This window comes from Paraburkholderia sp. J10-1 (genome assembly GCF_905220165.1).
Classification (GTDB): domain Bacteria; phylum Pseudomonadota; class Gammaproteobacteria; order Burkholderiales; family Burkholderiaceae; genus Paraburkholderia.
The window spans coordinates 317,853-341,092 of record NZ_CAJMYW010000006.1 but is presented as its reverse complement, the minus strand read 5'-3'; the positions used below and the strand labels follow the sequence as shown (position 1 = coordinate 341,092).

General features: G+C 66.7%; 19 protein-coding genes. 10 read left to right on the top strand and 9 right to left on the bottom strand.

Translation table 11 applies throughout. The features are described from left to right. Window positions 1-152 precede the first annotated feature (152 nt). Entirely contained in the window at window positions 153-1,964 is a 1,812-nt protein-coding gene (locus U5A65_RS21190; RefSeq protein ID WP_321947243.1) for a M48 family metalloprotease, read from the top strand. A gap of 8 nt (window positions 1,965-1,972) precedes the next feature. On the opposite strand, the gene U5A65_RS21185 is transcribed toward U5A65_RS21190, so the two are convergent. The 6 genes from U5A65_RS21185 to U5A65_RS21160 form a co-directional block, all read right to left on the bottom strand. Further along, window positions 1,973-2,605 (bottom strand): DUF2946 family protein, encoded by a 633-nt coding sequence (locus U5A65_RS21185; RefSeq protein ID WP_321947241.1) that lies wholly within the window; start codon window positions 2,603-2,605, stop codon window positions 1,973-1,975. After that, the gene (locus U5A65_RS21180) at window positions 2,598-3,668 is read right to left on the bottom strand and encodes a YheT family hydrolase (protein ID WP_321913740.1); all 1,071 of its coding nucleotides are present in this window, start codon (window positions 3,666-3,668) and stop codon (window positions 2,598-2,600) included. Before U5A65_RS21180 ends, U5A65_RS21185 begins: the two co-directional genes overlap by 8 nt. 27 nt (window positions 3,669-3,695) lie before the next feature. Continuing rightward, window positions 3,696-4,142 carry a nuclear transport factor 2 family protein gene (locus U5A65_RS21175; protein ID WP_028205952.1) on the bottom strand — a complete coding sequence of 149 codons (447 nt, stop codon included), beginning with the start codon at window positions 4,140-4,142 and terminating at the stop codon, window positions 3,696-3,698. Window positions 4,143-4,458: 316 nt separating this feature from the next. Beyond that, window positions 4,459-5,484 (bottom strand): lipopolysaccharide heptosyltransferase II, encoded by a 1,026-nt coding sequence (gene waaF / locus U5A65_RS21170; RefSeq protein ID WP_321913741.1) that lies wholly within the window; start codon window positions 5,482-5,484, stop codon window positions 4,459-4,461. 333 nt (window positions 5,485-5,817) lie between these two features. Next, entirely contained in the window at window positions 5,818-6,012 is a 195-nt protein-coding gene (locus U5A65_RS21165) for a zinc-finger domain-containing protein (RefSeq protein ID WP_028205950.1), read from the bottom strand. A 60-nt stretch (window positions 6,013-6,072) separates the two neighbouring features. Next, window positions 6,073-6,996, bottom strand: coding sequence for a branched-chain amino acid transaminase (locus tag U5A65_RS21160; protein ID WP_321947239.1), 924 nt, complete (start codon window positions 6,994-6,996; stop codon window positions 6,073-6,075). 494 nt (window positions 6,997-7,490) lie between these two features. On the opposite strand from U5A65_RS21160, the gene U5A65_RS21155 reads away from it, so the two are divergent. The 7 genes from U5A65_RS21155 (at window position 7,491) to U5A65_RS21125 (ending at window position 16,109) form a co-directional block, all read left to right on the top strand. After that, window positions 7,491-8,690 (top strand): phosphoglycerate kinase, encoded by a 1,200-nt coding sequence (locus U5A65_RS21155; RefSeq protein ID WP_321935047.1) that lies wholly within the window; start codon window positions 7,491-7,493, stop codon window positions 8,688-8,690. Window positions 8,691-9,137: 447 nt separating this feature from the next. After that, window positions 9,138-10,574 (top strand): pyruvate kinase, encoded by a 1,437-nt coding sequence (gene pyk / locus U5A65_RS21150; RefSeq protein ID WP_321913744.1) that lies wholly within the window; start codon window positions 9,138-9,140, stop codon window positions 10,572-10,574. 410 nt (window positions 10,575-10,984) lie between these two features. Then, complete coding sequence (gene fba / locus U5A65_RS21145; protein ID WP_028211757.1) at window positions 10,985-12,049, top strand: class II fructose-bisphosphate aldolase; 1,065 nt, start codon at window positions 10,985-10,987, stop codon at window positions 12,047-12,049. A 263-nt stretch (window positions 12,050-12,312) separates the two neighbouring features. Beyond that, entirely contained in the window at window positions 12,313-13,203 is an 891-nt protein-coding gene (locus U5A65_RS21140) for a phosphoribosylaminoimidazolesuccinocarboxamide synthase (protein ID WP_321913745.1), read from the top strand. A 41-nt stretch (window positions 13,204-13,244) separates the two neighbouring features. Continuing rightward, window positions 13,245-13,763 carry a 5-(carboxyamino)imidazole ribonucleotide mutase gene (purE, locus tag U5A65_RS21135; RefSeq protein ID WP_321913746.1) on the top strand — a complete coding sequence of 173 codons (519 nt, stop codon included), beginning with the start codon at window positions 13,245-13,247 and terminating at the stop codon, window positions 13,761-13,763. A gap of 55 nt (window positions 13,764-13,818) precedes the next feature. After that, a complete protein-coding gene (locus U5A65_RS21130) occupies window positions 13,819-15,036 on the top strand; it encodes a 5-(carboxyamino)imidazole ribonucleotide synthase (protein WP_321913747.1) in 1,218 nt (405 codons plus the stop codon). A gap of 26 nt (window positions 15,037-15,062) precedes the next feature. Then, complete coding sequence (locus U5A65_RS21125) at window positions 15,063-16,109, top strand: L-threonylcarbamoyladenylate synthase (protein ID WP_321947238.1); 1,047 nt, start codon at window positions 15,063-15,065, stop codon at window positions 16,107-16,109. A gap of 112 nt (window positions 16,110-16,221) precedes the next feature. On the opposite strand, the gene U5A65_RS21120 is transcribed toward U5A65_RS21125, so the two are convergent. The 3 genes from U5A65_RS21120 to dacB all read right to left on the bottom strand — a co-directional run bounded on the left by U5A65_RS21120 (window position 16,222) and on the right by dacB (window position 20,829). Then, on the bottom strand, window positions 16,222-17,607 hold the full coding sequence (locus tag U5A65_RS21120) for an SGNH/GDSL hydrolase family protein (RefSeq protein ID WP_321913749.1): 1,386 nt from the start codon (window positions 17,605-17,607) through the stop codon (window positions 16,222-16,224). A 173-nt stretch (window positions 17,608-17,780) separates the two neighbouring features. Beyond that, entirely contained in the window at window positions 17,781-18,767 is a 987-nt protein-coding gene (locus tag U5A65_RS21115) for a sterol desaturase family protein (protein WP_321935051.1), read from the bottom strand. Window positions 18,768-19,098: 331 nt separating this feature from the next. Continuing rightward, window positions 19,099-20,829: a D-alanyl-D-alanine carboxypeptidase/D-alanyl-D-alanine-endopeptidase gene (gene dacB / locus U5A65_RS21110; RefSeq protein WP_321947236.1), complete on the bottom strand. Its 1,731-nt coding sequence runs from the start codon at window positions 20,827-20,829 to the stop codon at window positions 19,099-19,101. 420 nt (window positions 20,830-21,249) lie between these two features. On the opposite strand from dacB, the gene U5A65_RS21105 reads away from it, so the two are divergent. Together U5A65_RS21105 and U5A65_RS21100 are read left to right on the top strand one after the other, a co-directional pair. Further along, entirely contained in the window at window positions 21,250-21,912 is a 663-nt protein-coding gene (locus tag U5A65_RS21105) for a response regulator (protein WP_112173421.1), read from the top strand. A gap of 25 nt (window positions 21,913-21,937) precedes the next feature. Then, the gene (locus U5A65_RS21100) at window positions 21,938-23,239 is read left to right on the top strand and encodes an ATP-binding protein (protein ID WP_321913752.1); all 1,302 of its coding nucleotides are present in this window, start codon (window positions 21,938-21,940) and stop codon (window positions 23,237-23,239) included. Window position 23,240: the final 1 nt, after the last annotated feature.

Below are 23,240 nucleotides of genomic sequence, written 5' to 3'. Positions count from 1 at the left end.
AGTGCGTTAAGCAGCGCTTTCTGCGCGTCTTACCTGGTCGCAAGGGTTGTAAGCAGGGCTACAATTGGCCGGTTAGCACACGCGAGCGCAGGGGCGGTCCGCACCGGGCGCGCCGCCGTGCCGGTGTTCCGCCTTCCCCGATCCTGTCATCAATGCGTCTGAAACGGCTGCTTGCTGCATGGTTGTGCGCGTCGCTCGCGGCTTCCCCGCAAGCGTACGCGCAGGCGTCGAATGCCGCCGTGCTCAATCTCGGCGCGGCTTCGCCAGCGGCCACGAAGCCTGCCGCGAAGCCCGCACCGGCCTCCTCCGGCCCCGCGCCGAATGCGCCCAGTACGGCGCCCGCACTCGTCAGCGGCCCATTCGACGACACGGCAGACGCCGTCATTCCCGCCTCGATCGCGCAAGGCGTGTTCGGCACCTATGGCGGGGCGCAGAGCCGCTTGGCGGCACCGGGCCAATCCGCCGCATCTTCCGCGAGCGGCAACGCCAGCGTGCGCGCTCCCGCCTGGGTGCCGCAACTGCCCGACCTCGGCGACGGCTCGGGCGGCGCGCTCACGCCGCAGGCCGAGCGCCGCATCGGCGAGCGCGTCATGCGTGAGATTCGCCGCGACCCCGACTACATCGGCGACTGGCTCGTGCGCGACTACCTCAATTCGGTCGCCGCGCGCCTCGAGGCGGCCGCGAGCGCGCAGTTCATCGGCGGTTACCGGCCCGACTTCGATCTGTTCGCGATCCGCGACGGCCAGATCAATGCGTTCTCGCTGCCGGGCGGCTTCATCGGTGTGAACTCGGGGCTCATCGTCGTGACGCAAACTGAATCCGAGCTGGCTTCGGTGCTCGGTCACGAGATGGGCCACGTTTTGCAGCGGCACATCGCACGCATGCTTTCGCAGAGCGAGCGCTCCGGGCTCGCGGCGCTGGCGGGCGTGCTGTTCGGCATTCTCGCCGGCGTGCTCGCGCATAGCGGCGACCTCGGCGCCGGGATCGCCCTCGGCAGCCAGGCCTATGCCGTGGACAGCCAGTTGCGTTTCTCGCGCGCCGCGGAGCACGAGGCCGACCGCGTGGGCTTCCAGCTGCTCACGGGCGCGGGCTACGACCCGTGGGGCATGGTGGCGTTTTTCGAGCGGCTCGAACGCGATTCGATGGAAGACACCGGCGTGCCCGCCTATGCGCGCACGCACCCGCTCACTGGCGAGCGCATCGCCGACATGCAGGACCGCGCGCGCCGCGCCGCCTACCGGCAGCCGCGCCAGGCACCCGAGTACGGTTTCGTGCGCGCGCGTGTGCGCGTGCTGCAGGACCGTACGCGCAACGAGTACATCGATGAGGTTTCGCGTCTGCGCTCGGAAATCGAGGACCGCACGGCGCTCAACGTCGCTGCGAACTGGTACGGCATTGCCTACGCGCTAATGCTGCTCGAGCGCTACGACGACGCCACGGCGTCGCTCGCGAAATCGCGGGCGGCGTTCGCGCAGTTCGAGGCCGCGGACGGCAGTAAAACACGCAACTCGCCGAGTCTCGACGTGCTCGCCGTCGATATCGCGCGCCGCTCGGGCCACGCCGACGACGCCGTGCGGCTAGGCGAGGCCGCGCACAAGGCGTGGCCGGACTCCCACGCGGCCACCGACACACTGCTGCAGGCGCAAATCGCGGCGCGCCGCTTCAAGGAGGCGCAAGCGCTCGCGCGCAGCCAGACCGAGGCCGAACCGCAGCAAGACGCATGGTGGCTGTATCTGGCGCAAGCGAGCGCAGGACTCGGCGACGCGCTCACGCAGCATCGCGCGATGGCGGAGAAGCTCGCGCTAGACGGCGCGTGGCCCTCGGCCATCCGTCAGCTCAAGGAGGCGCGCGACATGAAATCGGTCGGCTACTACGATCTGTCGACCATCGAAGCGCGCCTGCACGACTTCGAGGCGCGCTACAAGCAGGAGCGCCAGGACGAGAAGGATGAGGGCCGCGGCTGAGCCGGCGCTCAGTCTTTGGATGCAGGCCGCGTGCCGCTGCGCTCCGTGGCCTGCGCTTCGCGCTCCGCGCGTGCCGGGCTCGTCACGAAGGCAAAGCGCGCGCTCACGTCGGCACGCCTGATCGGCTGCAGCGGCAGCGCGGCGCCGGCGCGCCAGTGGAAGGTGCCGCTGTGGGCGTCGTCAGCGAGCGTGGCGTGGTCGGTGAAGAGGTCGAGGTCGTGATCGTGCAGCAGCGCCGCGCGCGGCGGCGTGCTCGCATCGGCAAAGATCACGCTGCCCGCTTCGTCGAGGTAGGCGGCCACGGGCTCGAACGCTTGACCGCCCTGATCGGTGAGCGTCAGCGCGCCGTCGCTGCCGTCGTGACCCGCGGCGAGGCGCACGATCCACGGCGTGTATTCGAGTTCGACATACACGCGCTGCGGCCCGTTCTGGAAGTACCACTGGCCCTGTTCGTCGCGCTCGTAATTGCGGTTGATGAAGCCGAGCAGCGCTTCGTGGCGGATCGCCGTGCCGGGGGCATGCTGCGCCTGGGCGGCCTCGTCGCGCATGCGCCAGTTGCCGCGTGCGTCGAGCAGCAGCCAGCCCGTGCAATGCGGGACGTTGGGCCAGCGCGCGAGCGCCTGTTTGACGATGTCATCCATGAGAAACGAAAGGCGAGAGATAAGAGAACACGCGCTGTGCGAGCCAGTCGCTGCGGCCCGGGAACGGTCCCGTCATGAAGCCGACGTGGCCGCCGTGCGCGGGCTGATCGAGCTCGACGGCGGCGCTCACCTCGTGGCGCGCGGGCAGCACCCGGCCCGGCAGGAAGGGATCGTTGCGCGCGTTCAGCACGAGCGTGGGGACGACGATCTCGCCGAGCTTCGGGCGGATCGTCGCCTGGGTGTAATAGTCGTGGGTGTCGCGAAAACCGTGCAGCGGCGCGGTCACGACATTGTCGAATTCGTACATCGTGCGGCTCGCGAGCACGGCTTGTGCGTCGAAGAGACCGGGGTACTGCTCGAGTTTCTGGAGCGCCTTGACCTTCAACGTCTTCAGGAAGCTGCGCGTATAGATCATGCCGAAGCCCTGCGTCAGCATCTCGCTGCCCGCATGCACGTCGAGCGGCGTGGAGATCGCGGCGGCGGCCGAGACGATCGCGGCGTCCTGGCGGCGCTGCGCGAGCCAGTGCAGCAGCACGTTGCCGCCGAGCGACACGCCCGCGACGACGAGCGGCCCGGCGTGGCGGGCGGCGAAGCGGCGCAGGACCCAGTCGACTTCGGCGGAATCGGCGAGATGGTAGAAGCGCGGCAGCAGGTTCAACGGGCCGCTGCAACTGCGAAAGTGGGGGATCGCCGCGTGCCAGCCGCGCGCGTGCGCCGCCGCGGCGAGCGCGCGCGCGTAGTGCGAGCTCGAGCCGCCTTCCAGGCCGTGGAACAACACGAATAGCGGCGCGCCGTGTGAATCCGCGCCCGTGCTCCTGCCGTCCAGCCAGTCCACTTCGATGAAGTCGCCATCTGGCGTGTCCCATCGCTCGCGCCGGTAGGCGGGCGCGGGCAGGCGCGAGAAAAGCGCCGGCACGATGGTCTGGATGTGCGCGCCGGGCAGCCAGAACGGCGCGCGGTAGTCGGTATCGTCGCTGGCGCCGAGCAGGGCAGCCTGGGCCTCGAGCGCGGCGGCGACGCGGGCCGCCTTGCTGGGCTTGCTGGTGTCGTCGGTCGTACTCATGACTGCCCCCTGCTTTACGCCTTTATTTCAGTGCAGCGCGCCCTGGCCGTGGCGCAATTTGGCCGAGAACTGGGTGGCTGCGTCGTCGGGCATGCGGCTCGCATGAATGTGTGCGATACGCCACTCGCCGCGCTCGTGAACCATCACATAGGTCGTGAAGACCATGGTGGGAATCGCGCTGGGGTCGACCGGACGATGCGCTTCCACAATCGCGTAGACCACGGTGCCGAGGCTGTCGTACACGCGGATATCGAGCGGCTCGATCGACACCGGCGCCGCTTCGAGCTGCGCGGCGAGACCCGCGCGGATGCTCGACAGGCCGTGCAGATGCGCGCCTTCCGCGGTGATGCAGCTCACGAATTCTTCATCGATCCACAGACCCATCAAGCTGTCGATGTTGACTTCCGCGACGGCCTGGTAGTACGCGTTGAGGGTGTCCGCGGCGGCTTCGAAGATGTGGGCAAAACGTGGCATGGCTCGTTGGTCTTGTGCGCCCGGTGTTGCACTTGGCGTGTACCTGGCGCGGGTTGGCGGATGAACGGTTGCGTCGCTTCGCGTCTGGCGCTGCGTTGCGCGCGTGTTGCCGCGAGCATGCCGCTTTCGCGAGACAGGTCTGTGACGTGCTCCGATGCGGCGCTTCGGTCTCTCCCGCGCCTCGATGCCTCTATTGGGCGCGCGCAACGCGCGTGGCGTCCGTTGCGTGGCGCACATCCATTTGCGTGCGCTTCGTTTTCAGCGTGGCGGGCGGCACACAGCCGCCCAGCGCTGGCTGGCGATGTTTCCGGCTGTCCTATCGCTGCCCGAGCAGCATGCCGCGCAGGTCGCCGAAAACTTGCTCCGGGCTCAGTTCGCGCAGGCAGTTCAGATGCCCGAGCGGACACTCTCGCGCAAAGCAGGGACTGCATTCGAGATGAAGCCATTGTACCTTTGCAAGCTCGGACAAGGGCGGGGTGTGGCGCGGATCCGTCGACCCGTACAGCGCGACGAGCGGGCGGCGCAGCGCGGCAGCCACGTGCATCAGGCCCGAATCGTTGGTCACCACGGCGTTCGCGCGCGAGATCAGCGCGCACGCTTCGCCGAGCGCGGTCTGCCCGCACAGGTTGCGCACGTTCGGCGCGCGATCGGCAATGGCCTGGGCGAGCGGGGCGTCCTTCGGCGAGCCGAGCGCGATGATCTGCGTGTACGGGAACGACTGGCCCACCATCTTCGCGAGCGCCGCGAAATGCTCGGGCGGCCAGCGCTTGGCGGGGCCGTACTCGGCGCCGGGGCAGAACACGAGCAGCGGCACGCGCGTATCGAGATTGAAGCGCGCCGACACGCGCGACGCCTCATTCGGGTCCGACTCGAGGCGCGGCATCGGCAGGTCGTCGGGCACGGTCGCGCCGGGCGCGTAGGCGAGCGCGGCATAGTGCCTGACCATGGGCGGGCGCTCGTCCTTCGGCGGATTCGCATGGCGCACGTTCAAGAGGCCGTAGCGATTCTCGCCCGTATAGCCAATGCGCAGCCCGATATTGGCGAGCCACGGGATCAGCGCGGACTTGAGCGAATTGGGCAGCACGTAGGCGGCGTCGTAGCGCTCGGCGCGCAAATCGCCCGCCAGTTGCCAGCGGCGCAGCAGTTGCAGCTTGCCATGGCCGAGGTCGGTGGCGTAGACGTCGCGGATCTCGGGCATGCGCTCGAGCACGGGCGCAACCCAGGTTGGCGCGAGCGCATCGATCTGAATGCGCGGGTGCAGTTTCACGAGCCGCGAAAAAAGCGGCTGCGCCATCAGTGCGTCACCGATCCAGTTCGGTGCGATTACCAGCGCGCGGCGCATCGGGAGTCAGGGTCCGGAGAGGGTAGAGGTTGCACGCAGCTTGACCGTTTTGGGAAATCGGGGCGAGCGCGTGAAACGCGGTTAATTCAACGAAGCGGTTAGCGTGACGTCCCGCCGGCATGCCGGCGGGCGTTAGCGCAAGTGCAGCCTGGTGCTTCGTGGCGATGTGCGTAAAGCCCGCAGCGCGCCGCCGTTTTCATGGCGGCGCGCGACGGGCAGGGAAGCACGGGGAATGCCGCAGGAGTGAAGTGTCTTCACCCGGCGGCCATGCCCGCACGAACGAAACCGGCGCGAGCGCGGCTTCGCGCCATTCGGCGCGAGCCTCGCGACGCGTCAGTGGCCGTGGACGACCTCGCCCGCGCGCAGCTTGTAACGCGTGCTGCAGTACGGGCACTTCGCTTCGCCGTGCGTCACGTCGAGGAACACGCGCGGGTGGTTGCTCCAGCGCGGCATCGACGGATTCGGACAGTAAGCGGGCAGATCCTTGGCCGAAAGTTCGACCAGCGGCATTTCCTTGATTTCGCTCATGAGGACAATTCTCTGTGTAGCTGTGGGGGCCGGGCGTTGGCTCGCCCGGACCTTTCTTTCTTAGACCTTCGCGAGCCAGTGCGCGTACTTCTCGTTCTTGCCCGACACGACGTCGAAGAAGCCCGATTGCAGCTTCTCCGTGACCGGGCCGCGCGAGCCGCTGCCGATGGTGCGGTTGTCGAGTTCGCGGATCGGCGTGACTTCGGCGGCGGTGCCGGTGAAGAACGCTTCGTCGCAGGTGTAGACCTCGTCGCGCGTGATGCGCTTTTCGATCACCTGAATGCCCATGTCGCGCGCGAGCGTGATGACCGTGTCGCGCGTGATGCCGTCGAGGCACGACGAGAGGTCCGGCGTGTACAGCTTGCCGTTGTTGACGAGGAAGAAGTTCTCGCCCGAGCCTTCCGACACATAGCCGTCCACGTCGAGCAGCAGCGCTTCGTCGTAGCCGTCGGCGGTGGCTTCCTGGTTGGCGAGGATCGAGTTCACGTACCAGCCCGAAGCCTTGGCGCGCACCATCGACACGTTCACGTGATGGCGCGTGAACGACGAGGTCTTCACGCGGATGCCCTTGGCGAGGCCGTCTTCGCCGAGATACGCGCCCCACGGCCACGCGGCGATCGCCACGTGAATGGTGTTGCCCTTGGCCGAAACGCCGAGCTTCTCCGAACCGACCCAGATGATCGGGCGGATGTAGCACGATTCGAGCTTGTTCGCGCGCACGACTTCGAGCTGCGCGTCGGCGAGCGTCTTCGCGTCGAACGGCACGTCCATCTGGAAAATCTTGGCCGAGTTGAGCAGACGCTTGGTGTGCTCGGCGAGGCGGAAGACGGCGGTGCTGCCGCCGGCGGTCTTGTAGGCGCGTACGCCTTCGAAAACACCCATGCCGTAGTGCAGCGTGTGGGTCAGCACGTGAATGTTGGCGTCGCGCCAATCAATCAGCTTGCCGTCCATCCAGATCTTGCCGTCGCGGTCGGCCATTGACATACGATTCTCCAGACAAGTGCAGTAAATATCGGGCTGATACAGCGTGCTTCGCCGCGCGCCGCGTGGCTGCGGTTGGCAAAGACGAATATTTTAGCGTCATTTGATGCCTGCCAGCGCGCCCGCGGGCGTACGGGGCGGGGTTTTCAAGCGATTTTAGGGTCGCTTCACGGTGCTTTTGGCTAATTTTTTTCGGCCTGCGTGCATGCTGCGTCGCAGCAAATCCCGCGAAAGCCCGCCTGGCGAGCAGCGTCTGCCCAAATACGGGAGATTCGCCTGGACACGTCTCAGATCGTCCTGGCTATCAGCTAAAATACCGATCTCGCAATTCGATGCCGGCTCGTGCCAGCGACGAGCAGCGACCCGGAGCAGCGACCCGAGACAGCGTCAGACCGGATCCCGCGCCGTGCCGTCGAGCACGTCTTGCCGCGCCAGAAGCAGGCCCGCGGCGCCGCATCGCCTTGCCACCGCCTTCCCACCATCAAGATGACATGCCCATGAACAAGGTTCTGCGTCTTTCCGATCTGATCTCCGAAGGCAAATTGAAGGGCAAGCGCGTATTCATCCGCGCCGACCTGAACGTGCCGCAGGACGACAACGGCAACATCACCGAAGACACCCGCGTGCGCGCTTCCGTGCCGGCCATCAAGGCCGCACTCGACGCCGGTGCGGCCGTCATGGTCACCTCGCACCTGGGCCGCCCGACCGAAGGCGAGTTCAAGCCCGAAGACTCCCTCGCGCCGGTCGCGAAGCGCCTCGCAGAACTGCTTGGCCGCGACGTGCCGCTGGTTGCGAACTGGGTGGAAAACGGCGTGAACGTCGAGCCGGGCAACGTGGTTCTGCTCGAAAACTGCCGCGTCAACAAGGGCGAGAAGAAGAACTCCGACGAGCTTTCGCAAAAGATGGCGAAGCTCTGCGATATTTACGTGAACGACGCGTTCGGCACCGCCCACCGCGCCGAAGCCACGACTTACGGCATCGCGAAGTACGCGCCCACGGCCTGCGCGGGCCCGCTGCTCGCAGCGGAACTCGACGCGCTCGGCAAGGCGCTTGGCGCGCCCAAGCGCCCGCTCGTCGCGATCGTGGCGGGCTCCAAGGTCTCGACCAAGCTCACCATTCTCAAGTCGCTCGCCGAGAAGGTCGACCAGCTGATCGTGGGCGGCGGCATCGCCAACACGTTCATGCTGGCGGCGGGCCTGAAGATCGGCAAGTCGCTCGCCGAAGTGGATCTCGTCGACGACGCGAAGGCCATCATCGAAGCGGCGCGTGCGCGCGGCGCCTCGGTGCCGATCCCGACCGACGTCGTGACCGCCAAGGAATTCTCGCCGACGGCCAAGGCCGAGACGAAGGACGTGGCTGACGTGGCCGACGACGACATGATCCTCGACATCGGCCCGGTCACCGCCAACGCGCTCGCCGCGCAGCTCGCGCAGGCCGGCACGATCGTGTGGAACGGCCCGGTCGGCGTGTTCGAGTTCGACCAGTTCGGCAACGGCACGAAGACGCTCGCGGACGCCATCGCCAACTCGGGCGCGTTCTCGATCGCAGGCGGCGGCGACACGCTCGCGGCCATCGCGAAGTACAACATTGCCGACAAGGTCAGCTATATCTCCACCGGCGGCGGCGCCTTCCTCGAGTTCCTCGAAGGCAAGAAGCTCCCGGCGGTCGAAGTGCTCGAAACGCGGGCGGCTGGTTAAGTGGCGCCGCGAGTCCCGGCGAAGTCGGCGAAAGCCGCCGCCATGAGCAAACTTCCTCGTGCAGGCGCACAGAAGTCGCGCAGCGCAGCCGGGGCCGCAGCAAAACAAACGGGGCGCGCAGCGCCCCATGCAGAGACAGAGACGGCGCGGGCGCACGCGTCGCCCGCCGCCGCTGCCGCTGCTGAAACGGACTGTGCGGCGACGCAGTCGACCGCTGAATCGACAGCCGCACAGAATCCGACCGGGCGCACAGCCACGCCCGAACCGAATACGACTACGCATGTAGCAAGCGCCGCAGGGGCTCGTGTGAGCCCCGCAGCGCCCTCCAAGAAAGCGACGCCGGGCTCACCCGGTGCGCGTTCCGGCGCGTCCGCACCCGCGGCGCAACCGGCCAGCACTTCTCGCAGCAACGGTTTTCCCAGCGATCCTATCCAGACGAGGAGACTCATGCATCGCGCCACCAAGATTGTCGCCACCATCGGTCCGGCTTCCAGCACGCCGGACATCCTGCTGAAAATGATCCGCGCGGGACTGGACGTGGTGCGCCTCAACTTCTCGCACGGCACCGCCGACGACCATCGTCAGCGTGCTGAAATGGTGCGGGACTGCGCCCGCCAGGCTGGCCGCGAAGTTGCGATCATGGCGGACCTGCAAGGCCCGAAGATTCGCGTCGGCAAATTCGAGAACGGCAAGACGACGCTCGAGCCGGGCCAGCCGTTCATCCTCGACGCCGAATGCGAACTCGGCAACGACGAGCGCGTCGGTCTCGACTACAAGGACCTGCCGCGCGACCTGAAGCCGGGCGACATCCTGCTGCTCAACGACGGCCTCATCGTGCTCGACGTTGCGCGCGTGATCGGCAGCGAGATCCACACCATCGTGCGTGTGGGCGGCGACCTGTCGAACAACAAGGGCATCAACCGCCAGGGTGGCGGCCTCACGGCGCCCGCGCTCACCGCGAAGGACATGGAAGACATCCGCACGGCCATGTCGCTCGGCGCGGACTTCGTCGCCGTGTCGTTCCCGAAGAACGCCACCGACATGGAAATGGCGCGCCAGCTCGCGAACATCGCGGGCGCGCCGTACGGCATCAAGCCGAAGATGATCGCGAAGATCGAGCGCGCCGAAGCCATTCCGGCGCTGCAGGAAATTCTCGATTCGTCGGACGGCATCATGGTCGCCCGCGGCGACCTGGCCGTGGAAGTGGGCAATGCCGCCGTGCCGGCGCTGCAAAAACGCATGATCCGCATGGCGCGCGACTCGAACAAGCTCGTCATCACGGCCACGCAGATGATGGAGTCGATGATCCACGCGCCGGTGCCCACGCGCGCCGAAGTCTCGGACGTCGCCAACGCCGTGCTCGACGGCACGGACGCGGTGATGCTCTCGGCCGAATCGGCGGCGGGCAAGTACCCGGTGCAAACCATCGAGGCCATGGCCGCGATCTGTCTGGAAGCCGAAAAGTCGGAGCAATCTGAACTGGACAAGGACTTCCTCGACCGCACCTTCACGCGTATCGACCAGTCGATCGCCATGGGCGCGCTGTTCACGGCCTACCACCTGGGCGCAAAGGCGATCGTCGCGCTCACGGAATCGGGTTCGACCGCGCTGTGGATGTCGCGTCACTGGACCCATGTGCCGATCTTCGCGCTCACGCCGCGTGCGGGCAGCGAGCGCGCCATGTCGCTCTACCGCAATGTCACGCCGCTGCATCTGGATACCAGCAGCGACCGCGATACCGCGCTCCAGCAAGCCATCGAAGTGGTGGTGAGCAAGGGCTACGCAGCGCGCGGCGATATGGTCGTGCTGACGGTGGGCGAGCCGATGGGGCAGCCGGGCGGCACGAACACGCTGAAGATCGTGCGCGTGGGAGATGTGCTGTAACTGCGGTGCTGTAACTGCGGTGCTGTAATCTCGCGGCGATTTTTTTCGCTTTATTTTCGAGACTTCCGAAAATAAATCACGTTAGCGCCGACTGGTATCACATTGGTATCAGATCGGCGCTAGATCGGTGCCATTTAGACGTCTTTTCCCCGCAATTGCAGCCTGTACGCCGTAGAAACGGCGCGCGGGCTGTCAACTCTTTTTGCACCTTCTCGCGGTTTTGACGCTCCGATACGCCATTTTCATGCCAGTTACGTGCCTGGCGCCGGGAACGCACCCGCTTCGCGATAAAATCACGCCATCGAGCCCGCGGCAGGTCACGCGGGCGGCGGCTGCCAGGCCGCCCTCGACCGGCTGCGCAAGACAGTCGGCGGCAGAAGAATTCGTTTCAAATCAAAGGAGTAGCAACAATGCCTCTCGTATCAATGCGTCAACTGCTCGACCACGCGGCTGAACACGGTTATGGCCTGCCGGCGTTCAACGTGAATAACCTGGAACAGGTCCAGGCGATCATGGAAGCGGCGAACCAGGTGGGCTCGCCGGTGATCATGCAGGCATCGGCCGGCGCGCGTAAGTACGCGGGTGAGCCCTTCCTGCGCCACCTGATCGAAGCTGCAGTCGAGTCGTATCCGCATATTCCGGTCGTGATGCACCAGGACCACGGCCAGTCGCCGGCGGTTTGCATGGCCGCGATCCGCAGCGGTTTCACGAGCGTGATGATGGACGGCTCGCTCGAAGCCGACGGCAAGACGGTCGCATCGTACGAGTACAACGTCGATGTCTCGCGCAAGGTCGTGGAAATGGCGCACTCGATCGGCGTGACGGTCGAAGCCGAACTGGGCGTGCTCGGTTCGCTGGAAACGATGAAGGGCGACAAGGAAGACGGTCACGGCGCCGAAGGCACCATGACGCGCGAGCAGCTCCTGACCGATCCGGAGCAGGCTGCCGACTTCGTGAAGCTGACCCAGTGCGATGCACTGGCCATCGCGATCGGCACCTCGCACGGCGCGTACAAGTTCTCCAAGAAGCCCACGGGTGACATTCTGTCGATCCAGCGCATCAAGGAAATCCACGCGCGCATTCCGAACACGCACCTCGTGATGCACGGTTCGTCGTCGGTGCCGCAGGAACTGCTGGCCGAGATCCGCGAATTCGGCGGCGACATGAAGGAAACGTACGGCGTGCCGGTGGAAGAGATCCAGGAAGGCATCCGTCACGGCGTGCGCAAGATCAACATCGACACCGACCTGCGTCTGGCGATCACGGGCGCGATCCGTCGCTATATGTATCAAAACCCGTCGAAGTTCGACCCGCGCGACTACCTGAAGCCGGCTCGCGAAGCCGCGAAGAAGGTGTGCGTGGATCGCTTCCTCGCGTTCGGCTGCGAAGGCCAGGCTGGCAAGATCAAGCCGGTCTCGCTCGACAAGATCGCCGAAAAGTACAAGTCGGGCGAACTCGCGCAGATCGTTCGCTAAGCGAGCTTCTGTGACAGGCGCACCGGCCGGGTCCGGCGGGGCGCCTGGGCGGCCCCGCCTGGGTGGCCCCGCCTGAAGTTGTACAAAACATCGCCGTTTCCGCCTGTTTTGGGGGAACGGCGATGGGCTTTTCCGGGAAATTTGCCGGTTTTTGGTTTACCCTCGCAATACCTTCGGTTTTACGCTGTCCTGGCGCGGTTGCAACCGCGATTCCGGACCGAACCCGCCTTCCGTTTCGATTGTCCTTTTAGCGAATCACGACGATGTCTACCCTTTACGAATCCACGCTCCGCTCGCTGCCGCTTCTCGGCCGCGGCAAGGTCCGCGACAACTATGCCGTGGGCAACGACAAGCTGCTGATCGTCACCACCGACCGTCTGTCGGCGTTCGACGTCATCATGGGCGAGCCGATTCCGCGCAAGGGCGAGGTGCTCAACCAGATGGCCGATTTCTGGTTCGAGAAGCTCAAGCACGTCGTGCCGAACCACCTCACGGGCGTCGTGCCTGAAACCGTTGTGGCCGCCGACGAAGTCGAGCAGGTCAAGGGCCGCGCCGTCGTGGTGAAGCGCCTCGAGCCGATCCTCGTCGAAGCCGTGGTGCGCGGTTATCTGGCCGGCAGCGGCTGGAAGGACTATCAGGCAACGGGCGCCGTGTGTGGCGTGGAACTGCCGCCGGGCCTGCAGAACGCGCAGAAGCTGCCCGAGCCGATTTTCACGCCGGCAGCGAAGGCCGAAATGGGCCACCACGACGAGAACATCACGTACGAAGAAATGGAGCGCCGCATCGGCACCGAGCTGTCGCGCACCATCAAGGAAATTTCGATCAAGCTGTACAAGGAAGCGGCCGACTACGCGGCCACGCGCGGCATCATCATCGCCGACACGAAGTTCGAATTCGGTCTCGACAACCACGGCCAGCTGTATCTGATGGACGAGGCGCTCACCGCCGACTCGTCGCGTTTCTGGCCGGCCGACCAATACCAGGTGGGCTCGAACCCGCCGTCGTTCGACAAGCAGTTCGTGCGCGACTGGCTCGAAACCCAGGACTGGAAGAAGGAGCCGCCGGCGCCGAAGCTGCCCGACGAAGTGATTGAAAAAACGTCGGCGAAGTATCAGGAGGCGCTCGAGCGTCTTACGGGTCAAAAGCTCGCCTAAGCGAGTGCGCGAAAAGTAAATAGAGGGAAGAAGGAAGCACAATGAGCGAAGTTCAGACGGCTCACCAGCACGCGGCGCCGCTCGTCGGCGTGTTGATGGGCTCCAGCTCCGACTGGGACACGATGAAGCACGCGGTCGCGATCCTGCAGGAGTTCGGCGTCGCGTACGAGGCCAAGGTGGTCTCGGCGCACCGCATGCCCGACGAGATGTTCGAGTACGCGGAAAAAGCGCGCGAGCGCGGCCTGCGCGCGATTATCGCGGGCGCTGGCGGCGCGGCGCATCTGCCGGGCATGCTGGCGGCCAAGACCACGGTGCCCGTGCTCGGCGTGCCGGCGGTCAGCAAGTACCTGAAGGGCGTGGATTCGCTCCATTCGATCGTGCAGATGCCCAAGGGCGTGCCGGTTGCGACCTTCGCCATCGGCGAGGCGGGCGCGGCCAATGCGGCGCTCTTTGCCGTCTCGATCCTGAGCGTCACGAACGCCGAATATGCGAACAAGCTCGCGGCGTTCCGCGTGCGCCAGAACGAAGCGGCGCACGCCATGGTGCTGCCCCCGCTTTGATCGTTCCGCTTTGATCGCCCCACGCGCCGCGGCCACCCCGCGGCCGACCACGAAGATGACTCCTGACAACTCTCCGGTTTCACCGATCCTGCCCGGCGCCTGGCTGGGCATGGTGGGTGGCGGCCAGCTCGGCCGCATGTTCTGCTTTGCCGCACAGGCGATGGGCTACCGCGTCGCCGTGCTCGATCCCGACGCGACGAGCCCCGCGGGCACCGTGGCCGACCGCCACATCTGCGCCGCCTACGACGACGAAGCCGCGCTCACCGAACTCGCGCGCCTGTGCGCGGCCGTCTCGACCGAGTTCGAGAACGTGCCCGCGGCGAGCCTCGACGCGCTCGCGAAGTCGACCTTCGTGAGCCCGGCTGGGCGCTGCGTTGCCGTGGCGCAGGACCGCATCGCCGAGAAGCGCTTTATCGCGGCGGCCGGCGTGCCGGTCGCGCCGCACGTGGTGATCGAGTCGTCGCAGGCGCTTGCCGGCATCGACGATGCGGCGCTCGCCGCCGTGCTGCCGGGCATTCTCAAGACCGCGCGCATGGGCTACGACGGCAAAGGCCAGATTCGCGTGGGCAACGCCGAGGAAGTGCGCGAGGCGCATGCGTCGCTCGGCGGCGTGCCGTGCGTGCTGGAAAAGCGCCTGCCGCTGAAGTTCGAGGTGAGCGCACTGATCGCACGCGGCACGAACGGCGCGGCCGTGGTGTATCCGCTCGCGCAGAACACGCACCGCAACGGCGTGCTCTCGCACACCATCGTGCCCGCACCGGACGCGAGCCCGGCGCTCGTGCAGCAGGCCCAGCAGGCCGCGATCCAGATCGCGGCGAAGCTCGGCTATGTCGGGGTGCTGTGCGTGGAGTTCTTCATCCTCGAAGACGGCTCGCTCGTCGCCAACGAAATGGCGCCGCGCCCGCACAACTCCGGCCACTACACGACCGATGCGTGCGCCACGAGCCAGTTCGAGCAGCAGGTGCGCGCCATGACGGCCATGCCGCTCGGCGACACGCGCCAGCACTCGCCGGCCGTGATGCTCAACATTCTCGGCGACGTGTGGTTCCCCTGCGCCGTGGGTGAGGCGAAGCCGCAGAAGGGCGCCGCGCCCGTCACGCCGCCGTGGGACCAGGTGGCCGCGATGCCGGCCGCGCGCCTGCATCTGTACGGTAAGGAAGAAGCGCGCGCGGGCCGCAAGATGGGCCACGTGAACTTCACCGCGCCGACGCTCGACGAAGCGCGTGCGGCCGCACGCGACTGCGCGCGCCTGCTGCACATCGCCACGAGCTGAGGTTGGGCCCGAAGTTGAGAAATGCCATGTCTGACCAGCAGAACGGGCCGCACGAAGGCACGCCGAATTTGACCGACGCCGATATCGAAGCGGCCGCCGCGCTGCTCGACGCGGGCGAACTGGTCGCGTTCCCGACGGAGACCGTCTACGGCCTGGGCGGCGACGCGTCGAACCCTGAAGCCGTCGCGCGTATCTACGCAGCCAAGGGCCGGCCGGCGAACCATCCGGTTATCGTGCATCTGCCGCCCGGCGGCGATCCGACGTACTGGGCGGCGCAGTGGCCCGAGGCGGCGCAAAAGCTCGTCGATGCCTTCTGGCCCGGCCCGCTTACGCTGATCGTCAAACGCCACGAGCGCATTCCCGACGCCGTGAGCGGCGGCCAGGACTCGGTTGGGCTGCGCTGCCCGTCGCATCCGGTTGCGCAGCAGCTGCTGGCGGCGTTTTCTGCGCGCCGCGGGGGCCATGGCGGCGTGGCGGCGCCTTCGGCGAACCGCTTCGGCCACGTGAGTCCGACTACCGCGCAGCACGTGCGCGACGAATTTGGCGCGGCCGTGCATGTGCTCGATGGCGGCGCGTGCGACGTGGGAATCGAATCGACGATTCTCGATCTCTCGCGCGGCTTTCCCGCGTTGCTGCGGCCCGGCCACGTGACGCCGCACGATATCGCGCGCGTGCTGGGCGAGGCGCCGCGCTTGCCCGACGGTTCAGACGTCACGGCGCCGCGCGCCTCGGGCACGCTCAAGGCGCATTACGCGCCGCGCACGCCGCTCGCATTGCTGCCGTTCGAGGCGTTGGAGCCGTTGCTCGCAGCCGCGCGCGATGCTGGCGAAACGGTGGCGCTGGTGGCGCGCGCCTCGCGCGCGGGTGCATGGGCGCAAGCGCCAGGCGTGCATTTCGTCGCCGCGCCGGAAGAGCCGCAGGAATATGCGCGCGAGCTGTATGGCTTGCTGCGTGCACTCGATCGCGCGAATGTCTCGCGCATTCTCATCGAAAAGCTGCCCGAGACGATCGAGTGGATCGCCGTCAATGACCGGTTGGGGCGGGCGGCGGCGGCGTTCGAGGCGCGGCAGTAGGGCTCAGCACGTTTGCCCGCGTTCAATGAGAAACACCCCACGAACCTGACGGTCCGTGGGGTGTTTTTTCTGGCACCGGAAGATCCGGTGCGCGAGGCTCAAACGAGGTTGATCACGGCGCCTTGCCGATGCCCGCAGCAGCCAGCTGCGTTTCGGCGAACGTCGCGAATTGCTGGTGCAGTGCCGTGGTCGGGTGCACGAGATCCGCGAACATGTAGGTCGTAGGCGCGTTGGCCGTCGTCAGCGTTTGCGGCGAGCAGAACAGCGAGCTGCCGAAGCTCTGACCGTATGCCTGCGCGTAGGCGTTGATGGTGGCTTGCGGCGTCGTGGCCGGGTTCAGCCCGAGCGTTGCCTGCGGGTTGGCGAGCGCATAGTTGGTCGCGCTGGTCGCCATGGCCGTAAGGTTGCAGGCCGTGTCCGTATTCGTCACGGTGAAGCCGAGGCTTGCCGCGTTCTGGACCGACTGGTCGAGCCACGAGAACGTATCGACCAGCACGACCTTCTTCGCCTGCACGTCGGCCGCGGTCGCCTGAATCAGCGTCAGGTTGTACATCGCCGAAATGAGCGAGAGCGCCTGGTCAGCCGAGCTTGCGGAGCCGGGCGTTGCGCCGATGGCCGCATCGGCCTTCAGCGCGGCAGGCGTCTTGCCGATGTCGGGTACCAGGGCGACAGCGATCTTCGGATTGCCGGGAACGATTTCCGCATGGACGATGCCACCCAATGTGGCCGCTGCTGTCAGGACCGGGATGATGGACGAGAAGGCGGACTGATTTGCCTTCACGAGCCCAAGCGCGACGTACGCGGGTACGAGCGCCGTAGCCTGAGCCTGCGTGAAGCCTTCGCTCATCAGGGCCGTGACAGCGGCAGTCTGGTTCGCAGCGACAGTGGCCGTGAAATTGTTCGCAACGAGTGCGGCGCCGAACAAGGCCAGGTTCGTCTGGCCGCCGCCAGTCGGCACGTCCAGCAGGTTCAGGATTTCATTCGCGCCGCCTTCCACGAGCACGAGTTGACCCGCGTTGAAGCTGCCGTGCTGCGCCAGATACTGCTGAACTTGCCAATCGACCGGTTGCTCGCTCGCAGCGGCGATCACGGCGCTGGTATTCGCCACGCCGCCGCCCGTCACCAGCGCGCCGCCTTGCGCGTAGTCGAGCCCGCCCGTTGCCGTGAGCGGCAGACCGAAGCCGCCTTCAAAGGCCGGCGAAAGCGTGTTGCCGAAGTACTCGGACACATGCTGTGCCCAGACTTCGCCCGGGTTGGTCGTGAAGCGGCCGCCGCCGAAGCCCGGCAGAATCTGCTCCGAATACGTGCCTGCGTCGGTCAAGCTCGTGCCGAACGCCACCACCTGCAAGTTGACGCCCGACGGCGGCGGCGTGCTCGCGTTGTTGTTGCCCCCTCCGCTGCTGCCACCGCAGGCGGCGAGCAGCGCAAAGGCTGCGCTCGCAACAGCGATCTGGGTGGCGCGCAACAGCGTACGGTGTCTCGGTCCTTGATGCTTCATATTCACTTCATCTCCTCTGTGTGTGGCCTTTGATGCCATGCCTGCCTACTCATGCAACGGGGGCTCGCGGCACGTGCACCCGTTGTCGATGTTGTTTTCGTTAGTCGGCCTTGCATGCACCCCCTGCATGCTGCTTCCAGGTGAGGGCCAAGGCCGACAGACTACGCAATCTCTCAGCTACTGCGCGACCCGAACTCACCCTCGGTGTTGTTTTCCGGCACGCCGCGCGGTGTTCCCGCCGTCGCCGATATTGCCGATATGACGGTTGCAAGACGCAGCGCGTCGTGGCGCTCGCACCAATCCGGCGGCGCGAACAGGGCGGCTGCGCGCGAACGCCAGTCGGGCATGCGCGCGAAGTCCCGCGCCATCGCGAGCCATTCGTGAAACGTCGCCTTGAGCGGATTGCATGATGCGAGCGGCTTGACGATGCCGTAGTCGGGCGCGTCGTGGGCGTCTTCCTCGACATAGCTGCCGAACATGCGGTCCCAGATCGCGAGCACGCCGGCGTAATTGCGATCGATATAGCGTGCATTGCGCGCGTGGTGAACGCGATGCATCGACGGCGTGTTGAACACGTATTCGAGCCAGCCGAGCTTGCCGGGCTGACCTATCGCTTGCGTGTGCACGAAGAACTGGAACGCGAGATTGACGAGCACGATCGCGACGATCTGCTCCGGTGTGAAGCCGAGCATGGCGAGCGGAATCCAGAACACCCACATGCCCGCAACGGGATACATGAGGCTCTGGCGAAACGCCGTCGACAGGTTCAGGCGTTCCGACGAATGGTGGACGACGTGCGCGGCCCAGAGCCAGCGCACGCGATGGCTCGCGCGGTGAAAGACGTAGTAGAGCAGGTCCTGCGCGACAAAGAGCGCGAACCATGCGACGAGGCCGGGCTGCCACGAAACGAGCCGGAAGTGCCGGTAAACATAGGCATAGACGGGGATCGCAACGAGCCACGCCAGTTTGTCGGCGCCCTGATGCATGAGCGCGAGCGCGGCGTTGCACAGCGTATCGGGCCACGCGTAGCGGGCGCTGTCGGGGGTGTCGTTCGATGCAGCACGGGGCCGCGTGCGGGAGAGGTACCACGCTTCCCAGCCGATGCAGGCGAGAAACACGGGAGCGAGGGCGAGCAACAGCCATTGCGCGTCGAACTGCACGAACGTCGTCCTCCTTGTCCCGTGGGCGGCGCTGGCTGGCAGCGCGGCGGTTGTAGTCTCGTGTCTTTTCGGCCGCGTTGATGCGCGTTCTTGTGCGTGCGCGGCTCGATTGCCGTACGCGTGTGACAGATTTTTGTGACGCGCCTTCGGCCTTTGCCCGTCAGGGTACACGCCTCGCGCCCAGGACGGGCGGCGCTTTGCTAGAGGAAAACTTCGAGCCCGGCGCAGGGCGTCGGGCTCGAACAAGGTACGCGGGGACAGGTCCGCGGCGTGCGCTCAGCGTGCACTCAGTGGCCACGCCGTGCGCAAATTGCGTGCGCTGAGCGCCGCATCAATGCGCGCCGCGCCGACCGGCCGGAGCCTTGTGCGACGCTTTCGCGACCTTCGACGCCTTCGCCGCGCGCTTGGGATGCGGCTCGACGTACACGGGCTTCTCTTCGGGCATGCCCTTGTAGACCCACTCGAGCAGCGCATCGTGCGCGGCGCGTGCGGCCTCGGCGCGCGGATCGTTGATGAGGCTCACCACGATCCAGCTCTCGCCATTTTCGGCCGCCACGTAACCGGCGATCGCGCGCACGTCGCGCAGGGTGCCCGTCTTGATATGCGCGTTGCCTTCCACGCCCGCGTTGGTGAGGCGGTTGCGCATCGTGCCGTCCACGCCGACGATCGGCAGCGAGTCGATGAACACCTGCGCAACGGGGCTCGCGTTGGCGTTCTGCAGCAGATTCGCGAGCGAGAGCGCGCTGATGTGCTCTTCGCGCGAGAGGCCGCAGCCATTGTCGAGCACGAGTTCGGGCATGTTCAGGCCGCTGCGCCGCAAGAACCCGTTGACGGCCGTGGCAGCCTTGGCCGTGGTTGAAGGCGGTTTGGCAGCAACCGCGCCGAGCGTGAGGAACAGATTGCGCGCCATCACGTTGTTGCTGAACTTGTTGATGTCGTGCACGACGTCCGCGAGCGGCGGGCTCTGGTGCACGGCGAGCAGACGCGCGCGTGGCGGCACGACGCCTTCGCGCACCGTGCCGGCGGGCGTGGCGAACAGGCTGCCGCCCGCTTGCTGTCCGATTTGCTGCCCGGTTTGTTGTGCGGATTGTTGCGCGGTTTGTTGCCAGAGCGCGAGGAACCCGTCGGCGAAGAACGTGCTGTGGTCCACGGGCGCGGCCATGTTGAGCGTGCGTTCGCCGCAGCGCATGGCGTAGCTGCCGGCGAAGCTCGCGGTGACGACGCCATTGCCGCCGGGCGAAACCTGCGGGCTCGGCAGCATGCCGCCGCACGCGCCGGCGCGCCCGCGGATCTGGTTGTCGATCTGCCACTGCGCAACGGGCGGCACCACGTCGATCGATACGCCTTCGCGCGAGGGCGAGAACGTGAACGAGACCGCCTTGAATGCGTACATCAGTGGATCGGGGCCGACGTTGTAGGGCGCGCTATCGTCGCCGTCGAACGAGGGCAGGTCGCGCGTGGACGGATCGAACTCGCTCTTGTCGAGCACGAGCGCGCCGTCGATGCGCGCGACACCCGCCGCGCGAATCTTCTGCACGAGGTCGATCAGCTCTTCGGGCACGAGCTTCGGGTCTCCGGTGCCCTTGATATAGAGATTGCCGTGCAGCGTGCCGCTCGCATCGATTTCGCCGTCGGTGTAGGCGCTCGTTTTCCAGCGATAGTCGGGACCGAGCATCGCGAGGCCGCTCCACGTCGTGACGAGCTTCATCGTCGAGGCGGGCATCATGGGCTGGCCGGCGTTCACGGCGACGCTGGGCTGGCGGTCGCCAACCTTTTCGATCACCACGCTCACCGACGAGAGCGGCACGTGCGCGCGCTCGAGGCCCGCCATCACGGTGGGCGGCAGCACGGTGGTCACGTTGACCGTGGGCACGCGCGCGCCTTCGGGCTGCGCGTACGCGGCGGGCGCGGCGGCGAAGCTCGCGGCGAGCGTGGCGCAGGCCAATGCGAGGGCGAGCGGTTTAGGCTGGCGCGGTGTGGCGGCGGCGAAATGCGTGCGGTCGGTGCGCGAGGCAGGCAGTCGGAACAACGAGCGTAGGCGGGACAGCGAAGCGGGCAGCATGAAAAGCGTTCGGGCGAGTGCGGGGGCAGTGCATGGGCCGGGCGTGGCGCACGGAAAGCGGGGACTCGCCGGTGCTGCGCGCGGGCGCGAAAATTAGGGCAGCGTGTGATTCGTGGTGCATGCGCGATGCGCTAGCGTGAGCGTTGCACGAAGCCAGCTCGCGCGCATCGCGGCCGAATCACGAGTGAAGCGCCGCAAAAGCGCACATTGTAAAGACCTCGCGCCGCGTGCGCGCATTGCAGGCGAGAAAACGTCGCACATTGCGTGGCGTGGTTCAAACACCGCCCGCGACGCGCGCCAATGCATCGCGACCGGCTACGCGCCGCAGCGGCGCCGCGCTCCTGTTCAGGCGCTAGAATGCACGCATCTGTCATCCATTCACGCTGCGCGACGCGCCGTCGCCGTGCGGCCAACATTACGATGCGCATACTGCTAGTCGAAGATGACCGCATGATCGCCGAAGGCGTGCGCAAGGCGCTGCGCGGCGAAGGCTTTGCGGTCGACTGGGTCGAGGACGGCGACGCCGCCCTCTCGGCCGCGAGCGCGGATTCCTACGATCTCATGCTGCTCGATCTCGGATTGCCCCGCCGTGACGGCCTCGACGTGCTGCGCACACTGCGCGCGCGCGGCGCGGCGCTGCCCGTGCTGATCCTCACCGCGCGCGACGCTGTCGCCGATCGCGTGAAGGGGCTCGACGCCGGCGCGGACGACTACCTCATCAAGCCGTTCGACCTCGACGAACTGGGCGCGCGCATGCGCGCGCTGATCCGCCGCCAGTCGGGCCGCAGCGACTCGACCATCCGCCACGGCTCGATCACGCTCGATCCGGCCTCGCACCAGGTCACGCAGGACGGCTCGCCCGTTGCGCTCTCGGCGCGCGAATTCGCGCTGCTCGAAGCGCTGCTCGCGCGCCCGGGCGCGGTGCTCTCGAAAACCCAGCTCGAGGAGAAGATGTACGGCTGGGGCGAGGAGATCGGCAGCAATACCGTCGAGGTTTATATCCACGCGCTGCGCAAGAAGCTCGGGGCCGATCTGATCCGCAACGTGCGCGGCCTCGGCTACATGATCGCCAAAGACGCATGACGCGCGCAGGAGACCCACTTAGCCGATGAGTTCCATCCGACGACAACTGCTGTTCTGGCTGCTCGCGATCGTTGTCGCGGGCGTGGGGCTCGCGGGCTGGCTGATCTATCGCCAGGCGCTCGCCGAGGCCAACGAGCTGTTCGACTACCAGCTGCAGGAAATCGCCGAGGCGCTGCCCTCCGAGCCATTCAACGAGATCCTCAGTTCGCGCGATACCGGCGACGAAGGCATCGTGCTGCAGATCTGGAATCGCAATGGCGTGCTCATGTACTACTCGCATCCGCGCGCGCCGCTCGCGCCGCGCGCGGAACTCGGCTTTTCGACGGAGCGCACCGATCGTGGCGACTGGCGCGTGTACGGCGCCATCGTCGGCGACAATGTCGTGCAGCTCGCGCAGCCCGTTTCCGTGCGCAACCGGCTCGCCGCGAACGTCGCGTTGCGCACGCTCTGGCCGCTCATCGTGGTGCTGCCGTTTCTCGGCGCCGCCGTCTGGATCGTGGTGGGGCGCGGGCTCAGGCCGCTCTCGCGCGTTGCGCTCGCGCTCGACACGCGCCACCCCGAAGCGCTCGACCCGCTGCCCGAAGAGCGTTTGCCGCGCGAAGTCACGCCGCTCGTGCATGCGTTGAACGCGTTGCTCGAGCGCCTCGCGCAGGCCATCGACACGCAAAAGGCCTTCGTTGCCGATGCCGCGCACGAATTGCGCACGCCGCTCGCGGCCGTGCAGATCCAGGCGCAACTCGTTGCGCGCGCAAAGGACGATGAAACGCGCCGCGAAGCGCTCTCCGACCTGCAAGCGGGTGTGACGCGCGCCACGCGTCTTGCCGAGCAACTGCTCGCGCTTGCGCGTTCCGAACCCGACGGTCATGCGCGCGCACGGAGCGTCGACCTGCATGCACTGCTCGATGATTGCGTGCTCAACTATGCGCCGCTTGCGCAGCAGCGCGGCGTCGATCTCGGCATCGAGGAAAGTGTGGCGGCGAGCGTGCATGGCGACGCCGATGCACTGCGCGTGATGCTCAACAACCTGCTCGACAACGCCACCAAATACACGCCTGCTGGCGGCCGCGTGGACGTGAGCCTCGCCGTCGTGGACGGTCATGCGCGCGTGCGCATCGCGGACAGCGGACCGGGCATCCCCGAGGACGAACGCGCGCGCGTGTTCGATCGCTTTTATCGCGTGGGCGCGGGCGTGAACCGCGCGCGCACCGATATCGCCGGCACGGGCCTCGGGCTCGCTATCGTGCGGCGCATCGCGGATCAGCACGACGCGACCATCACGCTCGGCGATTCGCCCGCCGGCGGCCTGCTCGTGGACGTGCGGTTCTGAG